The sequence below is a fragment of the Limnoglobus roseus genome (assembly GCF_008254045.1).
GTDB lineage: Bacteria > Planctomycetota > Planctomycetia > Gemmatales > Gemmataceae > Limnoglobus > Limnoglobus roseus.
Map to the genome: position 1 here is coordinate 4,268,851 of NZ_CP042425.1, position 22,932 is coordinate 4,291,782.

Here is a 22,932-nt window from a genome sequence, read left to right on the forward strand (position 1 = left end):
CCAGCGACCTACCCCCGGTCGCGGGCCTCTTTTCTTTCTGCTGGCCTCGACACGTCGCAACTCCGTTGGTCTACTCCTCCCTTTTCCCCGGAGGTTGCCATGATCGACGCGATCCAGGTCACCCACGCCCCGGCCCGGCAGGCCGCCGTCATCCGCTTCCACATCCCGCAAAAGGAACTCCCGGCGGTCATGCCGCAGGCGGTGAAGGAACTACTCGCCGTCCTCGGCGAACAGGGCCTCCAACCGGCCGGGCCGTTGTTCAACCGCTACCTCAGCATGGCGGGCGGGAAGTTCGAGTTCGAGACCGGGTTCCCCGTGGACAAGCCGGTCACCCCATCGGGTCGTGTCGTCCCCGGAGCGCTCCCGGCGGCCAAGGTGGCGCGGGCGGTGTACACCGGCCCCTACGACCAACTCCACCACGTGTGGCACGAGTTCGGGGCGCGGGTGCAGGCCGGTGGGCATTCGCCGGCACACGGGCTGTGGGAAAGCTACGTCTACGGGCCGGAGTCGAGTCTCGATCCGACGACCTGGCGGACCGAGCTGAACCAGCCACTGGCTTCTGACAACCCGGCCGCCCTTCGCACCGAACGAGAAATTGCGGCCACCCCGCGGGAGATCTTCGCCGCGTTCGAGCGGCCGGAGAGCCTCGCCCAGTGGTGGGGTCCGGACGGCTTCACGAACACGTTCGAGCGGTTCGAGTTCAAGCCCGGCGGCAAGTGGGTCTTCGTGATGCACGGCCCGAACGGTACCGACTACCCGAACGAGAGCGTCTTTCGAGAGACCCGGCCCGACAAGATCGCGATCGAGCTCGTCTCGCAGCCGCACTTCACGCTCACCGTGACGCTGACGGCACGCGGCGACAAGACGCACCTGGTCTGGGCTCAAGAGTTCGACAGCCGCGAGATCGCCGAGAAGCTGCGGCCGATTTGTGACCCCGCCAACGAGCAGAACCTCGACCGGCTGCAGGCGGTACTCGCCGGCAGCCGATGATGGGGCGATCGGTTCTCCGGTGCGAAAGTTGCAGCCCAGCACGCACCGGAGGCCACATGAAAGCGCACAAGAAGGCCGACTTCCCGACCGACCACATCCGCCGGTTCCTCGAACCCGGCCCCGTCGTGCTGGTCAGCTTCGCGCACGCGGGCGAGCGTGACATCATGACGATGGGCTGGCACACAATTCTCGGGTACAACCACATCGGGTGCTACATCTGGGACCAGAACCACAGCCGCAAGCTCACCCGGGCGAGCAAGGATTGCGTCTTCAACGTGCCGACGTTCGAACTGATCGACGCCGTGATCGGGGTGGGCAACACGCACGGCCCGGAGGCGGACAAGTTCGCGGTGTTCGGGCTCACCCCGGCGAAGGCGAAGACGGTTGGTGCGCCGCGGATCGCCGAGTGCTTCGCCAGCTTCGAGTGCAGGCTGGTCGACGACAGCCAGGCGGACAAGTACAGCCTCTTCACCTTCGAGTGCGTGCGGGCGCATGTCGCGACATCACCCAAGTACCCGAAGACGGTCCACTACCGCGGCGACGGGGTGTTCATGATCGCCGGCGAGAACAAGAGCTACCGGCGGACGTTCAAGCCCGAGATGCTGTAGCCCGCCGTTCCGCATGATTTCATCAGCCGTCTTGGAGCAGGACGAATGGCCCCGTTCACAGATGATCCACTCGTTCTCCCCGTGGTCGGAGTCGTCTTCCTGGCGACGCTCGTCCGATCCGCCTTCGGGTTCGGGGAGGCCCTCGTCGCGGTGCCCCTACTGGGCCTGATCGTCCCGATCCGGGTGGCGGTTCCGCTGGCCACCCTGCTGTCGATCGCTATTGCCGCGTTAATCCTCGCGCAGGACTGGCGCCACATCCACGTCCGCAGTGCCTGGTGGCTGACCCTCCCGACCTTCGTCGGCATCCCGATCGGGCTGTTCCTGCTGACGGAAGTCTCACCGGGTCCTGTCAAGGTGGCGATGGCCGCTGTTATCATCGGGTTTTCGTGCTACTGCCTTTTCGGGAGGCGGAAGCCTCAGTTGAGCGATGACCGGTTCGCGTGGGCGTTCGGCTTCGGGGCGGGCATCTTGGGCGGGGCTTACGGGATGAACGGTCCGCCGCTGGTAGTGTACGCTGCCCTTCGGGGCTGGTCGCCAGAGCACTTCCGGGCCACGCTTCAGGGCTACTTCCTGCCGGCGAGTGCGGCCGGGATGCTGGGGTTCTGGCTCGCGGGGCTGTGGGTGCCGGACGTGACCCGGTACTTCTTGCTGTCCATTGTTCCCGCAGCGTTCGCGGTGCTGATTGGAAGGGTTGCGAACCGGCGCATGCACCCCGAAGTGTTCGTCCGCTACGTCCACGTCGGCCTGATCGGGATCGGGCTGGTTCTGCTCGCCCAGTCCGTGTGGGGAGAGTAAGGCGATGACGTGACGGTCGTCGCTACGTGGCAATTGACAGTGACCGGGTGACCGGCCGAGAGTCGGCCCCGCGTTCGCTCGCCGCACTCCGCGACCACCCCTTCGCCCGGTATCGCCGACGTGCGGGATATCTCCGCCGCCAGGGCGAAACGCTGCTGGGTCTACGCCCGTGTGGGCCGTACGCGGCACTGTGGGCTGGTTCCGATAGATTTGATAATGATTGAGAGGTCCGGATCGCTTCCTCGCATGATGGACTGAAGCCGACCTCCGCCGCCACGGGAAGTCAAGTGACCACAGACCTCACGCACATTCTGAATGCCATCGACGCCGGGGATGCCCGAACTGCTGCCGAACTGCTGCCCGTCGTGTACGAGGAACTGCGAAAACTTGCAGCCGCTTATTTGGCCAACGAGTCTGCCGGTCAAACTCTCCAACCCACGGCCCTCGTCCACGAGGCGTACCTGCGACTCGTCGGCGGGGCGAATCCCGAAACGTGGAATCACCGCGGGCACTTCTTCGCTGCGGCGTCGGTCGCCATCCGGCGAATCCTTGTCGATAACGCCCGGCGGAAGCACCGACAGAAACGCGGCGGCGAGTTCAACCGACTGGGCCTGGATGACGTTTCCCCCGCCCTGCCCGAACCGGCGGAAGACCTACTCGCCTTGGACGAGGCCCTTTCCAAGTTGGCCAGCGTTCATCCCCGGGAGGCCGAATTGGTCCAGCTCTTGTACTTCGGCGGGCTGACGCTACCCGAGGCGGCCGGTAGCCTTGGGATCTCCCCGCGGACGGCCGGGCGGCTCTGGAGCTTTTCCCGGGCTTGGTTGCGGCGGGAAATCGAGCCAACCGGCGACCCCGGCGAAAATCTTTGAGGACCTGTGGCCAGGTTCTGCCGCCGACGACGCACTTCTTATTGTTGAACGAACGGCCGGGCTCCGAACGCTTCTCCTGGGGAGCGAAAACGCCATGAACGAACGCACCGTTTTCCTCGCGGCTCTGGAGATCACCGACCCGGCCGAGCGTTCCGCGTACTTGGATCAAGCCTGCGCTGACGACGCGAATCTTCGCCGGCAAGTGGATGCCTTACTCGCGGCGGATGCGCGTTCGGGGGAGTTCCTCGACGTTCCGGCCCTCCGGCAGTTGACGGACAACCCGGACGTTACCCGAACCGCTGAAATGAAAAGCGACAGCAAGATTGATCTCGGCTACCTCACCCCGTCCGCCAAGCCCGGCTCCCTGGGTACGCTGGCCCATTACGAAGTGATGCAAGTTCTCGGCCAGGGCGGCTTCGGCACGGTGTTGAGAGCCTTCGACGAGAAGCTCCACCGCATGGTGGCCATTAAGGTTCTTGGCCGACAATTCGCTGCGACCTCGCCGCCGCGGAAGCGGTTCCTCCGCGAAGCCCGAGCGGTGGCCGCGATCAAGAACGAGAACGTCGTGCAGGTTTACAGCGTCGAGGAGCAGCCGCTGCCGTACATCGTCATGGAGTTCGTGGACGGTACCACCCTCCAGGACAAGATGGACGATGTCGGCCCGATCGAGATCCCCGAGGTCCTGGACATCGGCCGGCAGATCGCCGCCGGGTTGGCCGCCGCCCACGCGCTCGGCCTAATTCACCGCGACATCAAGCCCGCCAACATCCTGCTGGAAAAGGGCGTGGTTCAGAAGGTCAAGATCACCGACTTCGGCCTGGCCCGCACCGCGGACGACGCCAGTCTGACCCAGAGCGGAACGATCACCGGCACGCCGTTGTACATGTCCCCGGAGCAAGCAAAAGGCACGAAGATCGATTCGCGGGCCGACCTGTTCAGCCTCGGCAGTGTGCTCTACGCCCTGGCCTGTGGGCATCCGCCGTTCCGTGCACCCACCACCATGGCCGTGCTTCGCCGCGTGGCCGAGGACACCCCGCGGCCGCTTCAGGAGATCATCCCGGAAACGCCCGACTGGTTCGTAGCGATCGTCGACAAACTGCTAAGCAAGGATCCCGCCGACCGCTTCCAGACTGCCCAAGACGTCGCCGACATACTCGCCGAACGCGAGTCGCAGGTGAAGCGACAGGGTACGGTGCGAGACGTCGCCAGGGTCACTGACGCGAAGTCGCGGGGCCGCAAAATTTCATCCGGCAAAATGGTCGCGTACTTGGGCGCCGCCGCCGCCTGTCTACTCGTAGGACTCGTTGCAATCCTAGCCGGCCGATTTCCCCGAAACCTAGAGCGGATACCGAATGACAATTCGGTTGCCGCCGTCCAACCGACGAGGCCGACGGTGCAATCGGCCGAGTCATTACCTGCAACATTCAAGAACAGCATCGGCATGGAGTTCGTGAGGGTGCCGAAGGGGGCGGGCTGGCTCGGCGGCGGCGGCCGCCAACCGGGTGAAACGAAAGTGGTGATCGAGCAGGACTTCTACCTCGGCAAGTACGAGGTGACGCAGGAGGAGTGGGAGGCCGTCACGGGGCTTAACCCGAGCAACTTCGTCCGCAACGGCGCGGGCGACGACAGGTTGAAGGGCATCGCGGACGCGGACCTGAAGCGCTTCCCAGTGGATTACGTGTCGTGGGACGATTGCCAAGTCTTCATCGCGCGGCTGAACAAGAATGAGAGGGAGACGGGTTGGGTCTATCGCCTGCCGAAGGGGGAGGAGTGGGAGTACGCCTGCCGTGGCGGGCCGGTGGACAAGTTCGAGAGCGCGTTCGACTTCTACTTCGCCAAGTCGACGAACACGCTGTTGCCGGAGCAGGCGAACTTTAGACACGACAAGGGTTTGGAACGGACGTGCAGAGTGGGTTCTTACGAGCCGAACGCGCTGGGCTTGCACGACATGCACGGGAACGTTTGGGAGTGGTGCGAGGACACGCGCGTCGGGGCCGACGGAGCCTCGCATCGACTGACCCGGGGCGGCGGCTGGCACTATTTCTCCGTTACATGCCGGGCGGCGTACCGGGACACCTATCCGCCGTCGGGCCGGGATTGGGGCACCGGCCTGCGCTTGGCCCGTGTTCCCGTCGGCCCGGCCGGTGCGGGAACCGCGACGACCGGCCCCGACCGTAAGGCGGCGGAGTACGTGCTGTCGATCGGGGGGGAAGTCCGCTTGCACGGCGTGGCTCTAGAAATCCAAGCACTGGCCGACTTACCGCCCGGACCGTTCGAGCTGGCGGCGGTGATGCTACGCGGGAACAAACAAGTCACGGACGCGGGACTGGCCGTGTGCTCGGAATGCAAGAATTTGACGCACCTGGACCTGGTGGAGACGAAGATCACCGACGGCGGCCTGGCGCACTTCGCCGGCAACAAGAATCTTGTGGTTCTCAACCTGGCGCACACGGCGGTGAGTGACGAAGGATTGGCTCACTTCCAGGGCAACACGAACCTCACCGAACTCTGGTTGGGCGTCATGCCGAAGGTGACGGACCGGGGGATGGCCTATTTCAAGGACTGCAAGAAACTAACAAAGCTGTGGCTAGGGGGAAATTCCTTAACGGACAAAGGGGTGGCTCACTTCAAGGGCTGCAAGAACTTGCTGGACCTCTCGGTGATGAACACCTCCGTCACCGACCAGGGCTTGCTCAACTTCCAGGATTGCAAGAACCTGAAAGTCCTCTGGTTGGGGGGCGTCAAGTTGACGGGTACCGGGCTGGCATCCTTCAAAGATTGCCACGACCTCACGGACGTGTTCCTGGACAATACAAACTTCAGTAATTCGTGGCTGACCCACCTGGTGAACAGCAAGAACCTGAGCACGCTTTCGCTGACGAAGACGACCGCGAGCGACAACGGGCTACCCCTCCTTAAAGAATTCAAGCACCTCAAACTTTTGTATCTGAAAGAAACGGAAATCACGGCGGCCGGAATCGACGGCCTGAAAAAGGCTCTGCCGGAGTGCAGGATTGAATGGAACAATGGCGTGATCGAGCCGGCCGCCACAAAAGTCCCTTGACTGCCGAGCCATTGGACAGATTTCACGCCCTTGAATCAAAGAACTATGCCTGTCCGGGGTGCTTACCCATTCATGCCGTGACCCGGTAACACTTACGATCGCCATAGGAGGCGTTCACAATGCCACGAGAGACCGATGCCGCTGATTCTTTAGCAAATGAGGGCAGCCCCGAGGCCGACCGGCACCTGGCCGAGAATTTCGGCATGACTCTCAAGCAGCTCCGCGAGTTCGACCCACAGACGTTGGACGTGACACGCGCCTGCAAGTTTCTCGGCCTTCCCTTGAAACGGTTCGACCTTTTGGGCTCCCAATCCGGCGCCCGCGGCCGCTGGGTCGATTCCATCGCTCGCGAAAAAAGAAACCTGATTGAGACGTTCCCGGAAGCCAGCCAAGACGTGAAGGAGATGCTCGAGGCGATCCGGAAATTTGCCTTGAGGAAGTGTCTGAATCCCGACAGCCCGGCACTGATGGACGGGAGGCGACCTCAGGACGAAGATTTCGGCGGCGGTGGATTCCTCGGACGAAACCGATTCTTCCTCTGGGGGGGGACTCTTGTGCTGTTCGCATTCGCCTGTGGACTTGTCGCAGTATTTATGCCAAAAGACGGTCCTTCAAAACAGCGGACTACTGTTGTCGATACAGCTCCTCCAAGCTCGGGGAAAGGAGCCTCCACAGTTCGTACAAATCAGCCCATCCCTCCGTCGGAACCCGTGGCGAACAAGCCAACCGCAGTGCCCAATCTACAGGTTAACAAGCCCGATCCTGACCCACGACCCACGACCGATCCGGCCCCTCGGACAGTCACTTCCTTCAACGGCTATTGGACAGGGCAGCATAGCAATTCGGACGGCTGGAAGGGCTACGGCAAGCTCACGCTGACGGAGGACGGGGACGGGGCCATCAGCGGGACTTGGTTCGCCACCAAGGTGTCGGGAAGGCGGGAGGGCAAGAAGACGAGCGTGCTGAGAGGGAAGGATGATGGGCAGTCCATGCAGCTCAATTGCACAATTGAGGGTGGAGTAATGAAAATAGAGTATTCTGTGACGAAAGGAAGCGGGGAAACCGCATACACCGGCAAGTCCAATTTGCGACGAGTCAATGTGATCGTCCGGGCGAAAAATAAACTATTGGACGATGCCGTGGTGACGGTTGAACTGGATGGCAAAAGAGTCACCGAGTGGCCAAACAACTTGCTCGAAGTCGGCGTCCCTGCGAGGCCAGGGCAGCACCAAGTGGTCATCCGATCCGCTTACAAAGGTGTGTTTTATTCCCAGACGTTCGATGCGGTTACGGTGAGTTCCGATGAGGCTATCGTCCTCGATACTAATAAACTCAAGGTGGACCAACCACAACGGGTGGCCTGGACGCACTCCGCGGGGTCGTTCACCTACCAGGGGAATGGGAAATGGTTGGAGGCGCCTCAAAACGGTGGGAAGTATAACTTCGTGGAGGTCGTCCGGGTGACCGACTACGTCGAGCTCCACGACGCCAGCCGAAACTGCTCGGTTCGCTTGTTGGCGGGATCGATGCATCTCAAGGGGCTCAAGGGGTATCCCGAGTTCAAGGAATATTACGTCGGCCGGTGGGAGAAAGAAGCTACCCCGGCTCCGCCACGCCCCGAGGACCTCATCGGAATGTGGAACTCCGACTTCGGCAAGGTCAGTCTCGAAATCACCAAGTCCGGGGTCATCTCTGGATACTGGGTTCAAGATCTCAACAAGAAAGGGGTCATCACCGGCGGCGCCTTCACACCCGGCACCCGCACCCTGACCTTCTTGATCGCGCAGCCTTGGAACAACGAGAAAGGCTCGGCAACCTTTACCCTCTCTGCCGACAGCACCAAACTCGATGGCACTTGGAAGCACTCGTCCGGCAACGGTAAGTGGCAAATGACTCGCGTTGCAAGGTAACCGACCGGCGAGGGGTCTGCTCGGAAAGGTCCGGACTTGAGCATTCGTCGGCGGTAGGCTTCTTCATCCCTGGGAGCGGGTTGCTTGGCAGGAACTTCCGCTCGGCCGCCCAACTCATGACCCACACGGCCGCCTTGCGGGCGTTGGACACCGTGGTGTCGCCCCACTCCTCGGCCTCGACCTCGGGGTGATCCAGCGGTCCAGGTGGCACGGCTTCAATTCGAGCGCCCCGACCAAGCCGCACGCCTCGGCGAAGAGCTGGCAGTAACACCTGTTCCGTCGGTGGGTGTCGGGGGTAAAGTCAGCCCAGCTGTGGTGCAGGAAGGCCTCGATGACGTCCATTACAGCGAGAGCACCGTTCCGCCGGACAGGATCGGCTCCGGAACGAAGGGCTTGTCCGTTTTGGAAGGCTGCGCTGGCGCAGCGGTACACAAGACAGCAAGCAAGAGAAGCAGACTGGAGAGGCGCGTCATGGTTCGTCCTTTCAATGGCCGACCGAGGGGGAGGTACGCTGAGAGCTTGTGATCGGAAGGAAGTTATACAGTCATCAGCACGGCCTTCCCACGCCGGGCGTGTACTCGTAAACAGCCAGCGCGTCCGCGAGTGTGTATGTGCCGTCAACGTTTGGGCGAAGTACCCCGACGTCGATCACCCTCAGCGCGTCACTTCGGCCAGCACCCGCTGAAGGTCGGTAAAGTCCACGGGCTTCACCAGGTGGGCATTGCACCCGGCCTCACGCGACCGCTCTCGGTCGTTCTCCTGGCCCCATCCGGTCAGGGCGACGATCGCGATGCCCTGACCCCACGGTTGCTCCCGGATGCGGCGTGAGGCATCCAGCCCGTTCAGTCGCGGCATCCCCACATCCATCAAGATCACGTCGGGCCGGAATGCCTCCGCCCGTTCCACCGCCCCCAGCCCGTCGTGTGCCGTGGCCACCTCGTGCCCCAGCATCGAGAGCATGTCGCCCATTGACTCGGCCCCGTCCCGGTTGTCGTCCACGACCAGTATTCGCCTTGCCGGGGTGCGCGTCGGGGCTTCGGTGACGAGTGGAACGGATGCCTCAACCCGCGTAACGACTGGCAACGTGACGGTGAACGTCGTGCCGAGTCCCTCGCCCTCGCTCGCCGCCGCCACCGTCCCGTCGTGCATCTCCACCAGACCCTTCACCAGCGCGAGGCCGATTCCCAGACCGCCCGTGCTCCGTTCCACCGACCGGTCCACCTGGCTGAACATGTCGAAGATCGTGGGCAGGGACTCGGCCGGGATGCCAATGCCCGTGTCCCGTACCGTCACCCGCACGTGCCCGTCCGTCCGCTCGGCCGACAGCCATACCCGGCCACCCTTCGGCGTGTACTTGGCGCTGTTGGTCAGCAGGTTCGAGAACACCTGTGCCAGCCGGGTCAGGTCGGCGTCCAGCGCCACCGGAGTCGCGGGCAGCGTCACCATCAGTTCGTGCTTCCCGACGTCCAACGCCGGGCGGGCGGTCTCGACCGCACTCCCCACCACGTCCGCCAGTTCCACCCGCCCTCGCCTCAGCTCCATCTTCCCGCGGTTGATCCGGGACACGTCCAGCAGGTCGTCGATCAACCGCACCATGTGCGTCAACTGCCGGTCCATCATGTCCCGCGCCCGCGCGAGGGGCTCCGGGTTCGCCCCGCCCAACCGAAGCACCTGCAGGCCGTTCCTGATGGGAGCGAGCGGGTTCCTCAGTTCATGGGCCAGGAGCGCGATGAAGTCGTCCTTCTTGCGGTCCTGGTCCCGAAGCTCTTCCTCCGCCCGCTTGCGGTCGGTGATGTCCGCGAACAGGACGGCGACCCGACATCGGTCGGGGTCTTCGAGCCGGAAGGCGTACACCTCAAACCAGCGGCCGAGGGGCGCTGCGGGGTGGACGAACCGGGTCGGCTCGCCAGTGGCCGCCACCCGCCCGTAGGTGTCGAACCAGAACTCCTCAAGGCCGGGCACCGCCTCCCGGATGGACGCGCCGATCAGGTTCCGCGGCAGCCCGGAGTGCCGCTCGAAGGCCGGATTCAGCTCGACGAACCGGTAGTCGGCGGCCCGACCGCCCTCGAACGTCACCTCGATCACGCAGAACCCCTGGTCCATCGAGTCGAACAGGGTGCGGAACCGCTTCTCCGACGCCCGGACGGTGTCCTCCGTCAGCCTCCTCTCGGTCACGTCCACGGTCGCCCCGACCATCCGCAGCGGCTTGCCGGCCGCGTCACGGATCACCCGTCCCGCGGTGGAGATCCAGCGCAAACCGCCGCCCTTCGGCACGATGCGGTACTCGATCCGGTACGGGACGTCGTCCTCTACGCTCGCCCGGATCGCATCCCCCGCGCGAGCCGCGTCGTCGGGATAGAGGTGGCGGGCGAACATCTCGAACGTGCCGTCGAACTCACCGGGCGCCAACCCGTAAAAAGCGTGAACCTGATCCGACCAGGTGATCCGGCCGGTGACGACGTCCCACTCCCAGACGCCGGTGCCTCCGGCCTCCAGGGCCAGCCGCAACCGCTCGGCCAGACCGGCGGCCTCGTCCTCCGCGCGTTTCCGCTCGGTGATGTCCTGGACGACCCCGTGCACCCGCACGAGTCGACCAGCCGCGTCGTACAACCCTCGCCCGTGGGCCGCGACCCACGCCGGCCGGTCGGCCAACCGGTACTCGATGTCGTAATCGGTCCGCTCGGCCACCGCCTTCTCGGCCGCCAGCCTCGCCCGCTCCCGGTCGTCAGGGTGGATCATCATCCGCCCCTGCTCCCGGCCGTGCGGCACCCCTACCGGTGTCCCGTACATCTCGCTCGCGCGAGGCGACACGGTCATCTCGTCGGTGGCCGGGTTCCACTCCCACGTCCCCAGATCGCCCGCGTCCAGCGCCAGTCGCAACCGCTCGGCCAGTTGGACCGCCTCCGACTCTGACCGCTTCCGCTCGGTCACGTCGCGGAACACCAGGACCGCACCCATCGACGGATTCTTCCCGTCGCGGATCGGCGCCGCGCTGTCGTCGATGGGCCGCTCGGTGCCGTCCCGCGCGATGAGGACCGTGTGGTTGGCGAGGCCGACGGTCACACCCTCGTTCAAGGCGCGGAGCGCCGGGTTCGCCCCCGGCTCACGGGTGTACTCGTTGACGATCCGGAACACCTCGGGCAACTGCCGTCCGGCGGCGTCCGCCAGTGGCCAGCCGGTGAGCGCCTCGGCCACGGCGTTCATGAACGTCACCCGTCCCTCGGCGTCGGTGGCGATGACCGCATCCCCGATGCTGGAAAGAGTGACCCGCAGCCGCTCTTCGCTCTCCCTCAGCGCACGCTCGGCCCGCTTACGCTGGAGCACGATCGCCGTCTGGTTCGCGCCCACGCTGAGCAGGAGGCGGTCGGATTCGTTCGGGAAGTCGCTTCGGCGGGAACAGGCGACGACAACGCCCAAATCGCCGGCGTGCCCGAAGCGGGTGACCGCGACGCGGAACTCGCCGCCGCCGAGCGGATCGGCGACGGTCACGGGTGGCTGTGGGTTGAGAACGGGAGCAAGTCCGTCGGCAATGACCCTCAATTGAAGTGCGTCGGCCGCAAACCCTTGGCCGAGGGCCAGCTCGACATTCCCGAAGCCCCGGACGAGGACGTAGACGAGGTCGAGAGAGAGGGCGTCGCGCAAGACGCCGGCGAGGCTGCGGGCGACGCCGTCGGGCGCGTACCCGGCCCATGCCGCGGGCAGTGTCGACAGGGCGACCAGTTCCCGCATCGTGTCCCGGAGCCGCTGCACCTCGTCGGCTTGATTGTCGTTGATCGGCATGATGGGAGAGAAACCTGCTCAGGCGGCGCGGCCCTTCAACTCGCGCAGGAACTCGTCGGGCGGCACGTAGAACGGGTTCTCCTGCAGGATGCCGCCGATGATGACCATCGGGTGCGTCCGCATGACGTCCATCACGACCCTGGCGCCGAACTTGTTCAGGTCGTAGGTGCAGACGACGACGTCGTCGTACTTGGGAATGATGTAGTTGAGGCGGGACTCGTATTCGATCAGGTCTTCGACGCCGGCCGCACCGGTCAGCGCCCACTCCATGTTGCCCCACCACCGGGTTAGCCCGGAGCCCTTGTGGCTCTCCATCGACTCCTGGACGAGCGCCAGCATGGCCTCCTTGTCGAACCGGCCGCCGGTTAGGTGAGCGGCCTCCCACGGCCGCACGTCCACTTGGGCACAGTCGGGGCAAACGCCTGCCTCGGCGAGCCGCCGCATCCGATCGGGCCGGTGCTCGGGATCGACGATGTGGCACTGCCGCTCGCCGCGCTCGAACCCCTCTTTCATGAACGGCAGGAGCACCCCGTCTTCTTCCTCGCGGCTGTTGAAGAACGCACAGGCGTGGCGGGTCCGGTTCAGGGTCGAACCGGCTAACTGGATCGGCGGCTTCGTTTCTGTCATGACGCACCCTACTGACCGACGGGAGGCATCTCGCTGGCGACGGCGAAGAAGGCATATTCTACGAGAGTTGCGGCGAAAACGCGAGGGCAGGAAACGGCTAGAGTGGGGTGGTGGCATCGTGCGTAAGTGCATGGCGGAAGTCGAGAACCGTCAGACGCCACCGCCTTCTTTCAGAGCCTCCATCAGCGCGCGAAACTCCTCCGCACACTCCGGGCACAAGTCGAGATGCCCGGCCGCTTTCTGGAGTGGTTCCGGAACCGGTTGGCTGGTGGCGATGAGTTCGGCATAGCTGGGTGCGTACCCGAGCCAGTCGTCGCACCCGATCTCGTCGGGTCGCGTCAGCAGGACGTATTTGGCCAACTCACGAAGTTCGTCCGGGGACAGGCTCATGTGATTTCCTCCGCAACGTTCGACACCTGAGACTACAGGTCGAACGCTTCCCTTACCCCATCCCCGTCGATTCCCGCCGCTTCGAGGCCACGCTTCAGGCTCTGCCGGGCGTCGTGGGTCAGTTTGTACAGCGCGTTCCGCGTCAGCCCCATCCGGGCGGCGATCTCCGCCTGCGGCATCCCCTTGAACTCGGCCACCAGCGCCTGCCGTTGCCGCTCGGTCAGCCCGGTCGCAATGACCCGATGCATCTCGGCGAGGATCGCGGCCTTGGAATCCGCCGACGGCTCGACGGCAGGAGCTGCGGCGGGCTGCTGGGATGGGGCGTCTTCGACCAGCCGGTCGAGCGAAACGTCCTTCCACCGCGCCCGGCGGAGTTCGGTGAACGCCACCCGCACGGCAACGGTCACCGCCCAGGTGGTGAACCGGCTGTCGCCCCTGAAGGTCGTCAGCCCGCTCAGGACTTTCAACGTCCCTTCCTGAGCCATGTCCTCAATGAACCCGTCGTCGGCCGCAGCCCAGCCCGCCAGCCCGCGACGCAACCCGCGGCGGAGGAACTCCCGCAACTCGGCCACGGCCATTTCGTCCGTGCCGCCGAGCAATTGCAGCCAGTCTTCGTTGCTCCGCTCGGTCACCGGCAGTGCTCCGAAAAAAACTTTCTTGAGCGGGGGTAAGAGGTGTCGCGGGTGCGGCGTCAGACGTGGCGAAGCAGGGTGACGAAGGTCGCCGCCTTGCAACGACACCCCTGACAGGAGTCTGCCATGACCACGCTCACCACAACCACTTCCCCCGCCGCCCGCATCGATCAAGCCCTGGTCGCCCTCGGTGCCCGCGCTGAAGCCATCGGAGTTCACGCCCTCCGGTACGGGCTGGTGCTGATTTTACTGTGGATCGGCGGGATGAAGTTTACCGCCTACGAGGCCGAAGGCATCCGCCCGTTCGTCGAGAACAGCCCGTTCTTCTCTTGGACGTACCCGGTGTTCGGCGTCAGGGGCATGTCAGCTATCCTCGGCGTGACCGAGATACTCGTCGGCCTGATGATCGCCGCCCGTCCGTGGTTCCCTCGCCTGTCGGCCGTCGGCAGCCTGCTCGCGGTCGGGATGTTTCTGGGCACCCTGAGCTTCCTCGTGACCACGCCGGGGACGTTCGTCAAAGACCTCGGCGGCTTCCCGGCCATCAGCGTGCTCGGCCAGTTCCTGATCAAAGACGTCGCGCTGCTCGCCGCCTCGATCTGGTCGTTCGGGGAAGCGGTGCGGGCGATCCGTCGGTAAGCGGATGAACGGTTCGATCACCACATTCGCCGGGGGTTAGTGCCCTCGGCGTGTGCATTTCCATCATCAACAAATGCGGTGCCCGAACCGGGATCAGCAGTTCCGTTCCCCGCTCGCCGGATCGACCCCGCACGTGTCGCCCGTCGCTACCGCCTGCTCGAACGCCTCTCGAAACATTTCCGGCGGTTGGGCGCCGGAGAGGGCCACCGTCCCGTTAATGACGAAGAACGGCACGCCGGAGATGCCGAGCCGCTGGCCCTTCTGCTCCCACGCGCGGACTTCGGTTGTGCCCCGATCGGTCGCGAGCAGGTCGTGTACTTCTTTTGCGTCCAGTCCGCCCTCGACGGCAACGGCCGCGAGCGTCGCCCGGTCTGACAGGTCGCGGCCGTCGGTGAAGTACGCCTTGAACAGGGCTTCCACCACCGCGTCCTGCACGCCCTTCTCACCGGCCAGCCAGATGATCCGGTGCGCGTCGAACGTGTTGGGGGTGCGGGCCATCTGCTCGGCGTTGAACGCGAGCCCCTCGCCGGCGAACGCCCGGCCGACCTGTGCGTCCAGTTCGAGCGACCGCTCCCAACTGCCGAACTTCTTGATCCGGTACGCCCGCCGCTCGGCCCCTTCCGGCGGCATGTTCGGGTTCAGCTCGAACGGGTGCCAGCGAACCGTGGCCTCCTGACCCGCCAATCCCTTCTCCAGCCGCCGCTTGCCGATGAAGCACCACGGGCAGATCACGTCCGAGTAAATGTCGATCGTTACCATTTTCAGCTCCTCCCGGTTAAGGCATTTTACCGGGAGCGGCGACAAGTCGTTTCGACAAGAAGTACCGCGTCTGCCCGGTCGGGTAGTCGGGCAATTCGCCGAACACCGCATACCCGAGTCTCCGGTAGAAACCCGGTGACTGGAAGCGGAACGTGTCCACCCAAGCCGAGTGGCACCCGACTCGAACGGCGAGTTTCTCGGCTTCTTCGACCAGTCGCCGCCCCCACCCACCGCCGCGCAGGTGCTCGGCTACCGAGAGGATGTTGATCCGCAGCCGTCCAAATTGCGTTCCCCCGGTCAAACCGCCCACGACGCTGTGTTCGTCCTTAAGCACGAGGGCGAGTGACACCGGCGCCCACGCGAACCCGCGCTGGCGGCTGAAGGCGCCGAGCGGTGCGATGATCGCTTCCTGATCAGCGGGAGTCAGCACGGCGAGCGGCTCGACCGTTGGCATCACTTCACCCCGGACATGATCACGACCGGGAATGAAAAGCCCTACCCGCCGTCGCCAGTGGCTTCGATCCCGATGCGGTTGGCGCCGATGTCGGACGCGACCACCTCCCGGAACGCCACCGCTCCGCCCGAACCGGGGAACGAGCGCGACAACAGTTCGTCGACCTTGACCGGGTATTGATAGAACTCCCGCCGCACGTCCTTCCGCCCGGCTAACAAGGCGTCCAGTTCCGTCAGTTGCAGCGCGTGCGTGTGGGACGGGTCGCGGTACTGTTCCAACCGGTCATACAGTTCGGCCTGTTCTGCGGACGTGGTGAACACGTCGCAGACGGTGACCCGGCCGCCCGGCTTGCACACCCGGACCATCTGCTCGAACACCCCTTCGTGTCGGTGAAGTGGCGGAACGAGGAGCGGGTGACGACGCGGGAGAAGCTGGCGCCGTGGAACGGAAGCGGCTGCGCATCGCCCTGCACCCACGTCAGGTTTTTCAGCCCGAGGGCTTCCTGCCGACCCCGTGCCTGCTCGATCATCGCCGGGGTGAGATCAACTCCGGTAACGTGACGGGCGACCTTGGCCACCTCGCACGCGACGAGGCCGGGCCCACAGGCCACGTCGATCGCCTCGTCCTCGGCACCGATCCCGGGCGTGCGAATCAGGCGTTGGTGGATCTCGTTGTCGTCGCGGGCGTGCATTCCCGAGAAGGGCACGGCCTGTCGGGTGAACTGATCCAAGATCAACTTCCGCTGCTCGTCCATCACGGACTCCAAAGGTTCCTTCAGCAGAGGTACTCGATCCGCCGCACGGCCGCCTCGTCCGGGGCGATTAGCCCAACGTACCCGTCGGGTCGCACGAGAACGTAGCCGTGTTCGATGCCGTAGATGCGGCGTACTTCTGCTTCGTCCGGTGCGACCGAGCACACCCGGACCGAATCGCCATACTTGCCCGTCGCCGGCTCGAACGCGAGCAATGTGGAGTGCGGCCCGCGGAACACGTCGAACAACCGGCCGCCGGTGCGGCGCGGCGCGTCCGGCGCCCGGTCGCCGGGTTGGAGCGGCCCGGCGGAACGGCCTTGCGAGACTGGGCCGCCCCGATAGTTCAGCTTCAGCTGGTTGATGTCGATGTCGGCGTTCTGGGGTGCCGCCCCTTTGGACCAGAACCCCTGCTTGTGGAGCGCGCTAGTTATGCCCAGCAGGTTCGCCGCCACGGGGAGTCGTTCTGCCTCGTAGGTGTCGAGTAGCGCCTCGGACGCGCCAGCGAGCACGGCACCGAGCTTCCAGCCGAGGTTGTAGGCGTCCTGAATGCCGGTGTTCAGGCCCTGCCCGCCGGCCGGCGAGTGGACGTGCGCCGCGTCCCCGGCGAGGAACACGCGGCCGACCCGGAACCGCTCGGCCATGCGCACGTTGACCCGGTACACCGTCGCCCACCGCAGGTCCGTGAGCCGCACGCCCGTAACGCCGGAACGCCGGTCGAATATCCCTTGAAGCGGTTCGAGAGTCAGGTCTGGCACGTCATCCGTCGTGACGGGCGCCACGAACTGGAAATACTCCGTGCCGGGCAGCGGGCAGAGCGACACGCGGTTCGCCGGGTTGCCGGGGTTCGTCCACATGTGCCAGTGGTCGCGATCCGGGCCGGCGGCTTTCACGTCCGCGATGATCGAGCGGTCGGTAGCATCCGTTTCTCCCACGAACGACACGCCCATCGACTTGCGGACGAAGCTCGCGCCGCCGTCCGCGCCGACCAGGTAGCGGCACCGGACCGATTCGCCGGTGGCGAACGTCGCGGTGACGGCGTCGCCGTCCTGCTCGATGCCGGACAGTTCGGTGGCCAACTCGACGCGACCACCGAGAGTCGCGAATCGGTCGCGCAAAACCTCTTCGGTGCGCCACTGGGCAACCATGTGGAACTGCGCGTACGGCACGTCCGGCGACGGTTCGAGCACCGGGAACCCGCCCATCTGGTGGATGGTGCGGTCCCACAGCACCGCCTCGCCGTGATACCCCCGGAACGGCGGGAACGGTCCACCCGCGGCCACCATCGCGTCCACGATGCCGAGGTCGTCGAACACCTCCAGCGTGCGGGGCATCACGCCCTTGGCGCGGGAGCCGGGGAAAAATAATGGGGACTTGTCGATGATCCGGCAGTGAATGCTTCGGCGGGCGAGGTCGATGGCGAGTGTCAGGCCGGTCGGCCCGGCACCGACGATGAGGACGTCCGTCTGGTTCACGAGATCCTTCTCCTGCCCTTGGCGTATCGATCAGCCGAGGCAGACACTCGCAGGCATAGAAAGGTTCGCGCGAGTGAGATGAGGCAACTGCAAGTGGGCGATCGAAAAACGTTTCCCTCCAAGGGCTGCTCACTCCGAGGCCTACGCAGGACGCTCGATGCTCGCGAACCACCTCGCTGCGGCCCGTGTGACGTCCTCGCGACTCGGCGCAGCGTCACTCGCCCACGCCACGAACCCGTCCGGGCGCACGAGTACCGCACTCAGCCCGAGGCGGTCCTTCACGTCACCCGCCACGTGACGCACACGATCACCCCACAGGCCATCAAGGGACCGCAGCGACCGGCCGAAGTCCAACAGCAACCCGTTCCCTTCGCGGAGTAGCGTGCCAATTCTCGTTCCGTCCTCCATCTCGAAGTCTGGGCAACTCCGGCCCACCAGCGGGTGGTCGCCGCCGAGGTCGTAGCGGAGAGACACGCCCCAGACCCGTTCGGCGAAGTAGGTCGCGCCGTCCCGCGTGTTGATCAGGTCGCGTACCACGCCTTGGAGCGCCGGGGACTGCATCAGCGCGACCTGAGCCCGTGACCAGTCGAGGACGCGCGCCCCGACCGGGTGCCGTTCTGCGGTATAGCTGTCGAGCAGGCCGTCGGGGGAATCACCACGGATGGTGGCGGCCAACTTCCACCCGAGGTTCATGGCGTCACCGAACCCGAGGTTCAAGCCTTGCCCGCCGAGGGGCGAATGGATGTGCGCCGCGTCGCCCGCCAGCAGCACTCGCCCCTTGCGGTAGGTCGTCGCCTGCATCGCGCGGTCAGTCCACGTCGAGGCGACATGCAATGCCGTGAGCGTCACGTCCGTGCCGGACACGCGCCGCAGGATCGCCTGGACGCGCTCGAGAGAGAGCGGTCCCGAGCGGTGACCCGCGCCGCCGTCGAAGTCGGCGATCGCGATCGCTCCCGGCTCCCACTGCGTGTACATGCCGGCCGCTCCCTTGATGAACGGGAAAAACCGGTGGTGACGGCCCATCGGGAGTACCGAGTGGTCGGCGATGTCGACCCGGACCGAGTAACCCGTGAATTCCGGATCGGTGCCCACGAACTCAAAACCGCCGTTTTTCCGCACGGTACTGCGCCCGCCGTCGCAGCCCACAAGATGGCGCGTGCGGTATCGCTGCCCGCCAGCGTGAACGGTGACTTCGTCGTCCGACGGCTCGAAGCCTTCGACGCCCTGCCCGCGCCGGATCTCGACACCGACGGAGAGCGCGTGGGCGGTGAGGACGCGCTCGACGTGTTCCATTTCGGTCCCCATCTGACCGTCCCCCGGCCCCGAAAGTCGGTACGTCCACCGCGACGAATCGATGTTGGTGGCGTCGAACTGGATGCCCGCGAAGTGGCCGCCCGGCCCCCGACGCTGCGGTCCTGAAGCGGTCGATCCGGGTCTCGGCTGAAGGTCGACGTGGGGTTGCGTCGCGAGTTGCTCCAGCATCCCGCGCCGGTAGAACGCTTCGATGCTCGGCCCCCAAAGGCCGCGCATTCCGAATGGGAGTTGCTTCAAAGGCGAATGGGGGGCTGCCGCCTGTTCGAGCACCAGCACCGAGAGTTTCGCCAGTCGCAGTTCACTGGCCAGGAATAGGCCGACCGGCCCCGCCCCCGCGATGATCACGTCGTAGACAACCGTGTCCTCTGTCATGTTCCGACCCTCAAGATTTCCGATGCGTACCAGCCGTGAAGTGAGGCGTCTCGCGTCGATGAACTGTTGATAAAGGAGTGCCCGATTGACCGCAATGCGGAATTGGGCCAAGATATTCGCAAATCCTGCCAGCCTCTTCTGGAGTCGGAATGCCAATCCTCAAAAGCCGCACGGTCAAGTTGGACATCGACGCCATCTCGCGCGACGTCGTGACGGTGGGCCTGAAAATGGTCACCCGTGTGTTCGACACGGGGTTCCACCGCCATCGGAAGGCCCAGTGCGTGATGGCGGTGTCCGGCGTCCTGACGTGCGAGGCGGACGGCACCATCTGGATCGTCCCGCCGCAGGCCGCCGTTTGGGTTCCACCGGGCATTGAACATCGCATCACGATGGCGGGCGACGTCGAGGGCTACAACGCATTCGTCGAACCTTCGGCCGCACGGAACCTTCCGGCCGCGTGCTGCACGATCAACGCCACGCCGCTGCTGCGGGAACTCATCGTCCGCACCGCGCAGTATCCACTGGACCTTGCCGACGGGGGGATGGAATCGCGAGTGGCGTCGCTGCTGCTCGAAGAGATCGCGATCGCCGAGGTGGGCCACCTCCACTTACGGATGCCAAAGGACCGCCGCTTGCGCGCCGTCTTCGAGAGCATCACGGATTCGCCGTCCGATCGAAAGACGCTCGCGGGTTGGGCCAAGCGGCACGCGATGAGCGAGCGCACCTTCGCGCGCCTCGTCGTCGCCGAGACGGGCATGAGCTTCGGTCGCTGGCGGCAACAACTCGGCGTCATCCTCGCGATCCAGCGAATGGCGGAGGGGGCGTCCGTCCAACAGGTTGCCGGCGAACTCGGATACGAGAGCGTCGGAAGCTTTGTGACGATGTTCCGGAAGGCGCTGGGCACCTCGCCGGGGCGCTACATGGCGGGGCGGACGAGTTGAGGTTGGTCGCGATTGCTGGGGTTACACGAAGTGCTTGACCGAAACGGCAATTAGTACCACTTTCCGCCGGGTACGGGCAATGAAGCCCAATGTTAGTAACACGATCATGCTCGCGGAACTCCCGCTTGAAGTCCTTGACCGTGCCGTACTCCTGGCCGAACTGGTCCCGCAACTGCAACAGCGAGCGCATGCAGGCCATCCTCCAATACGTCGGCGTCGGCAGCGTCATCATGATGGGCCTGGCCGCCACGGTGAGCCTGTTCCGCGACATGAGCCGGCCCACCCCCGAAGCCTTCTGCAAGCACAAGTTCCGCGAGATGAAGGACCAGATCGACGGCAACATTCAACATGGGCGTGACCGGTAGCCACCGAAGGCAGACCAGCCACCCGCCACTCCCTCCGGCTCAAGGATCGCCCGCCACCCCTCCGCCTCTGGTCGCGTTCGGCCCGGCCGCAGCTTTCGTGACGGCCGGACCGAACGCGACCGACGACGACGGGATCGCAGCGAGCAGCAACCCAGCCGCACCACCAATACTCAGATCACCCAGCGTGCAGAACGCCGTTGGCCGTTCCGGGCTCCCGCCCGGCCACCGACCCGACGCGACGAATTGGGATGTACTGCTGTCCCCGCGTCTGCAGCCACGTCAGCAGGTTCTCCCGCACCAGGCACTGCAACTTCCACAGGTCGCCGCTGTCGGCGGCGCTCATCAACGCCCGCAATTCCACCTTGTCGGCCGTCAGGTTCGTCACGTCCAGCGCCTTCGACTTACCGTCGAAGTACCCCGTGCCCCCCAGGATGCGTTCGAACTCCGCCCGCAGCTCCTGCACCGGCACCGTGAAGTCGGTGTAGATGAGCACTGTGCCGAGGACGGCCGGCGACCCCTTCGTCCAGTTCTGAAACGGCTTCTCAACGAAGTAGCTCACCGGCAGCACGAGCCGGTGCTTGTCCCACGACTTCAGGCTGACGTAAGTCAGCCCGATCTCCTCGACCTCCCCGAACTCGCCCTCCGCCACCACCGTATCCCCGATGCGGATTTGCTCGGCGAACGCCAGTTGCAGCCCGGCGAACACGTTCCCGACCGTCTTCTGGGCGGCCAGCCCGAGGACGACGCCGGCCACCCCGGCCGAGGCGAGGATGCTCACGCCCAGGTTTTGCACGGCCTGGAACTGCAAGCAGATTAAGGCCGCGCACGCCACCCAAGTGAGGAACTGGACGATACGAATGGGAACCGTCACGCGGGTGGTGATGGACCGCGCCCGGCTGCCGTCCACCACGCCGCGGGTGAGCGACGCCCGCAGGTACTCGCGGACCACCATGAGGATGCGGACGACGAACAGAGCGGCCGTCGCGATGAGTACGATGTCGCAGGCCTTGCTGATGGTACCGGCCGGCGGTTCGGGGAAGGTCAACACGTTCACGGCCACCCGCACCGTTACTGTCGCGACGAGCAGCCCGATCGGCGTCGTCAGCCCCCGCTCGAACCCCTCCGGCCACACCACTTCGGGAACGCGGGCCTTGACCCGCCGGAGGACCAGTTGCGCCGGCACCGCGCTCAGCCACCCGAGCAGAAGGCCGACCGCACACGCCACGAGCAGTCCAAACCACCGGCCGAGCGTCACGTCGAGGACTTCCGGCCCCCCGAGCCACGCGGCGGCCGGGTCGATGAGCGAAAAGGCGAAGACAGAACCAGTCACAACCATTCCTCCATGGCACGAAACAGACGTTCGAATGGGAAATGCAACGGATGTGCCACAACAGCCTCCGGCGGTGATCTGTAGAGCCTCAGTCACCAACCGAAATTGGTACAGGTGCGACCGGAATTCCTTCAAGGTTTGAGCCGGCACAACCGGGATTGGCGTGCCGAAGTGGAGATTAAAGGCGTTCTGAGACTCGCTCGTCGAACAGCTCTTTCGAGTGCCCCTGCATTAAGGCGGTGCCGGCAGTGCGAACGACCGATTGTAGCACCCGCCCAGATTCACCCCTTAGCTGGTGGAACGATACCTGGACCGAAAGAGGGGGGCAGCAGCATGAGCGCACTCCCGCTCGAAGCCGACGCCATCATCTCGGCCTGCGGCCGCTACCGCTATGTCCTCACTCGCCAGGTCGGACCCGGCACGCGGACTGCCGTGTTCGTCATGCTGAATCCTTCGACTGCAGACGCCACGACTGACGACCCTACCATCCGTCGTTGCATAGGCTTTGCACGAAGGTGGGGTTGTGGCCGTCTTGCGGTGTTGAACCTGTTTGCCTTCCGGGCCACCGATCCGGCTGACCTGAAGCGAGCCGAAGAGCCTGTTCGCCCAGAGAACCGGGATTGGTTCGAGCGGACGCTCACCGACAGCATGGCTGACGGAGTGGTCGTTTGCGGCTGGGGCGTCCACGGCGAACACCTGGCCCAGGACCGGGTAGTCCTCGACTGGCTGTCCGCCCTCGGCGTGTCGCCGTTGTCATTGGGCCTGACGAAGCACGGGCATCCACGGCGCCCACTTTACCTGTCATCTCAAGCCGAGCTGATCCCCTTCGGGGCCGGTACAAGAGTTGCCGCCAACGCTCCCATATTCAAGTAG

General features: G+C 65.0%; 20 protein-coding genes and 1 pseudogene. 10 read left to right on the forward strand and 11 right to left on the reverse strand.

Features of this window, described 5'->3' with window-relative positions; all coding sequences use genetic code 11:
• Positions 1-99 precede the first annotated feature (99 nt).
• From PX52LOC_RS17740 to PX52LOC_RS17765, 6 genes are all read left to right on the forward strand, one after another.
• Positions 100-990, forward strand: a complete 891-nt coding sequence (locus PX52LOC_RS17740) for an SRPBCC domain-containing protein (protein WP_168219065.1) — start codon at positions 100-102, stop codon at positions 988-990.
• 56 nt (positions 991-1,046) lie between these two features.
• Positions 1,047-1,598, forward strand: coding sequence for a flavin reductase family protein (locus PX52LOC_RS17745; RefSeq protein ID WP_149111355.1), 552 nt, complete (start codon positions 1,047-1,049; stop codon positions 1,596-1,598).
• A 45-nt stretch (positions 1,599-1,643) separates the two neighbouring features.
• Positions 1,644-2,393, forward strand: a complete 750-nt coding sequence (locus PX52LOC_RS17750; RefSeq protein ID WP_149111356.1) for a sulfite exporter TauE/SafE family protein — start codon at positions 1,644-1,646, stop codon at positions 2,391-2,393.
• Between the two features lie 287 nt (positions 2,394-2,680).
• Entirely contained in the window at positions 2,681-3,262 is a 582-nt protein-coding gene (locus PX52LOC_RS17755) for a sigma-70 family RNA polymerase sigma factor (RefSeq protein ID WP_149111357.1), read from the forward strand.
• A gap of 94 nt (positions 3,263-3,356) precedes the next feature.
• A complete protein-coding gene (locus PX52LOC_RS17760) occupies positions 3,357-6,326 on the forward strand; it encodes a protein kinase domain-containing protein (protein ID WP_149111358.1) in 2,970 nt (989 codons plus the stop codon).
• Positions 6,327-6,445: 119 nt separating this feature from the next.
• Positions 6,446-8,236, forward strand: coding sequence for a hypothetical protein (locus tag PX52LOC_RS17765; RefSeq protein WP_149111359.1), 1,791 nt, complete (start codon positions 6,446-6,448; stop codon positions 8,234-8,236).
• Between the two features lie 654 nt (positions 8,237-8,890).
• Here the strand turns inward: PX52LOC_RS17765 and PX52LOC_RS17770 are convergent.
• From PX52LOC_RS17770 to PX52LOC_RS17785, 4 genes are all read right to left on the reverse strand, one after another.
• On the reverse strand, positions 8,891-12,016 hold the full coding sequence (locus tag PX52LOC_RS17770; RefSeq protein ID WP_149111360.1) for a PAS domain S-box protein: 3,126 nt from the start codon (positions 12,014-12,016) through the stop codon (positions 8,891-8,893).
• 18 nt (positions 12,017-12,034) lie between these two features.
• Entirely contained in the window at positions 12,035-12,643 is a 609-nt protein-coding gene (locus PX52LOC_RS17775; RefSeq protein WP_168219066.1) for an MEDS domain-containing protein, read from the reverse strand.
• Between the two features lie 150 nt (positions 12,644-12,793).
• Positions 12,794-13,033: a hypothetical protein gene (locus tag PX52LOC_RS17780; RefSeq protein ID WP_149111362.1), complete on the reverse strand. Its 240-nt coding sequence runs from the start codon at positions 13,031-13,033 to the stop codon at positions 12,794-12,796.
• A gap of 32 nt (positions 13,034-13,065) precedes the next feature.
• Positions 13,066-13,665, reverse strand: coding sequence for an RNA polymerase sigma factor (locus PX52LOC_RS17785; protein WP_149111363.1), 600 nt, complete (start codon positions 13,663-13,665; stop codon positions 13,066-13,068).
• A gap of 126 nt (positions 13,666-13,791) precedes the next feature.
• Here PX52LOC_RS17785 and PX52LOC_RS17790 point away from each other — a divergent pair, with 126 nt between their 5' ends.
• Positions 13,792-14,301: a YkgB family protein gene (locus tag PX52LOC_RS17790; RefSeq protein ID WP_149111364.1), complete on the forward strand. Its 510-nt coding sequence runs from the start codon at positions 13,792-13,794 to the stop codon at positions 14,299-14,301.
• A 93-nt stretch (positions 14,302-14,394) separates the two neighbouring features.
• Here the strand turns inward: PX52LOC_RS17790 and PX52LOC_RS17795 are convergent, their stop codons facing one another.
• The 6 genes and pseudogenes from PX52LOC_RS17795 to PX52LOC_RS17815 form a co-directional block, all read right to left on the reverse strand.
• The gene (locus PX52LOC_RS17795; RefSeq protein WP_149111365.1) at positions 14,395-15,060 is read right to left on the reverse strand and encodes a DsbA family oxidoreductase; all 666 of its coding nucleotides are present in this window, start codon (positions 15,058-15,060) and stop codon (positions 14,395-14,397) included.
• Positions 15,061-15,076: 16 nt separating this feature from the next.
• Entirely contained in the window at positions 15,077-15,514 is a 438-nt protein-coding gene (locus PX52LOC_RS17800) for a GNAT family N-acetyltransferase (protein WP_149111366.1), read from the reverse strand.
• 41 nt (positions 15,515-15,555) lie between these two features.
• Positions 15,556-15,891: a hypothetical protein gene (locus PX52LOC_RS41985; RefSeq protein ID WP_246173752.1), complete on the reverse strand. Its 336-nt coding sequence runs from the start codon at positions 15,889-15,891 to the stop codon at positions 15,556-15,558.
• A gap of 56 nt (positions 15,892-15,947) precedes the next feature.
• Positions 15,948-16,268 (reverse strand): annotated as a pseudogene (locus PX52LOC_RS43935) (class I SAM-dependent methyltransferase); the annotation flags it as partial.
• A 20-nt stretch (positions 16,269-16,288) separates the two neighbouring features.
• Positions 16,289-17,737 (reverse strand): FAD-dependent monooxygenase, encoded by a 1,449-nt coding sequence (locus PX52LOC_RS17810; RefSeq protein ID WP_149111367.1) that lies wholly within the window; start codon positions 17,735-17,737, stop codon positions 16,289-16,291.
• Positions 17,738-17,878: 141 nt separating this feature from the next.
• The gene (locus PX52LOC_RS17815; protein ID WP_149111368.1) at positions 17,879-19,423 is read right to left on the reverse strand and encodes an FAD-dependent monooxygenase; all 1,545 of its coding nucleotides are present in this window, start codon (positions 19,421-19,423) and stop codon (positions 17,879-17,881) included.
• 149 nt (positions 19,424-19,572) lie between these two features.
• Here PX52LOC_RS17815 and PX52LOC_RS17820 point away from each other — a divergent pair, with 149 nt between their 5' ends.
• Both PX52LOC_RS17820 and PX52LOC_RS17825 read left to right on the forward strand, forming a co-directional pair.
• Positions 19,573-20,364, forward strand: a complete 792-nt coding sequence (locus tag PX52LOC_RS17820) for an AraC family transcriptional regulator (protein ID WP_149111369.1) — start codon at positions 19,573-19,575, stop codon at positions 20,362-20,364.
• A gap of 140 nt (positions 20,365-20,504) precedes the next feature.
• On the forward strand, positions 20,505-20,729 hold the full coding sequence (locus PX52LOC_RS17825) for a hypothetical protein (RefSeq protein ID WP_149111370.1): 225 nt from the start codon (positions 20,505-20,507) through the stop codon (positions 20,727-20,729).
• Between the two features lie 175 nt (positions 20,730-20,904).
• On the opposite strand, the gene PX52LOC_RS17830 is transcribed toward PX52LOC_RS17825, so the two are convergent.
• Positions 20,905-22,059: a mechanosensitive ion channel family protein gene (locus PX52LOC_RS17830; RefSeq protein WP_168219067.1), complete on the reverse strand. Its 1,155-nt coding sequence runs from the start codon at positions 22,057-22,059 to the stop codon at positions 20,905-20,907.
• A gap of 333 nt (positions 22,060-22,392) precedes the next feature.
• Here PX52LOC_RS17830 and PX52LOC_RS17835 point away from each other — a divergent pair, with 333 nt between their 5' ends.
• Positions 22,393-22,932: a DUF1643 domain-containing protein gene (locus PX52LOC_RS17835; RefSeq protein ID WP_149111372.1), complete on the forward strand. Its 540-nt coding sequence runs from the start codon at positions 22,393-22,395 to the stop codon at positions 22,930-22,932.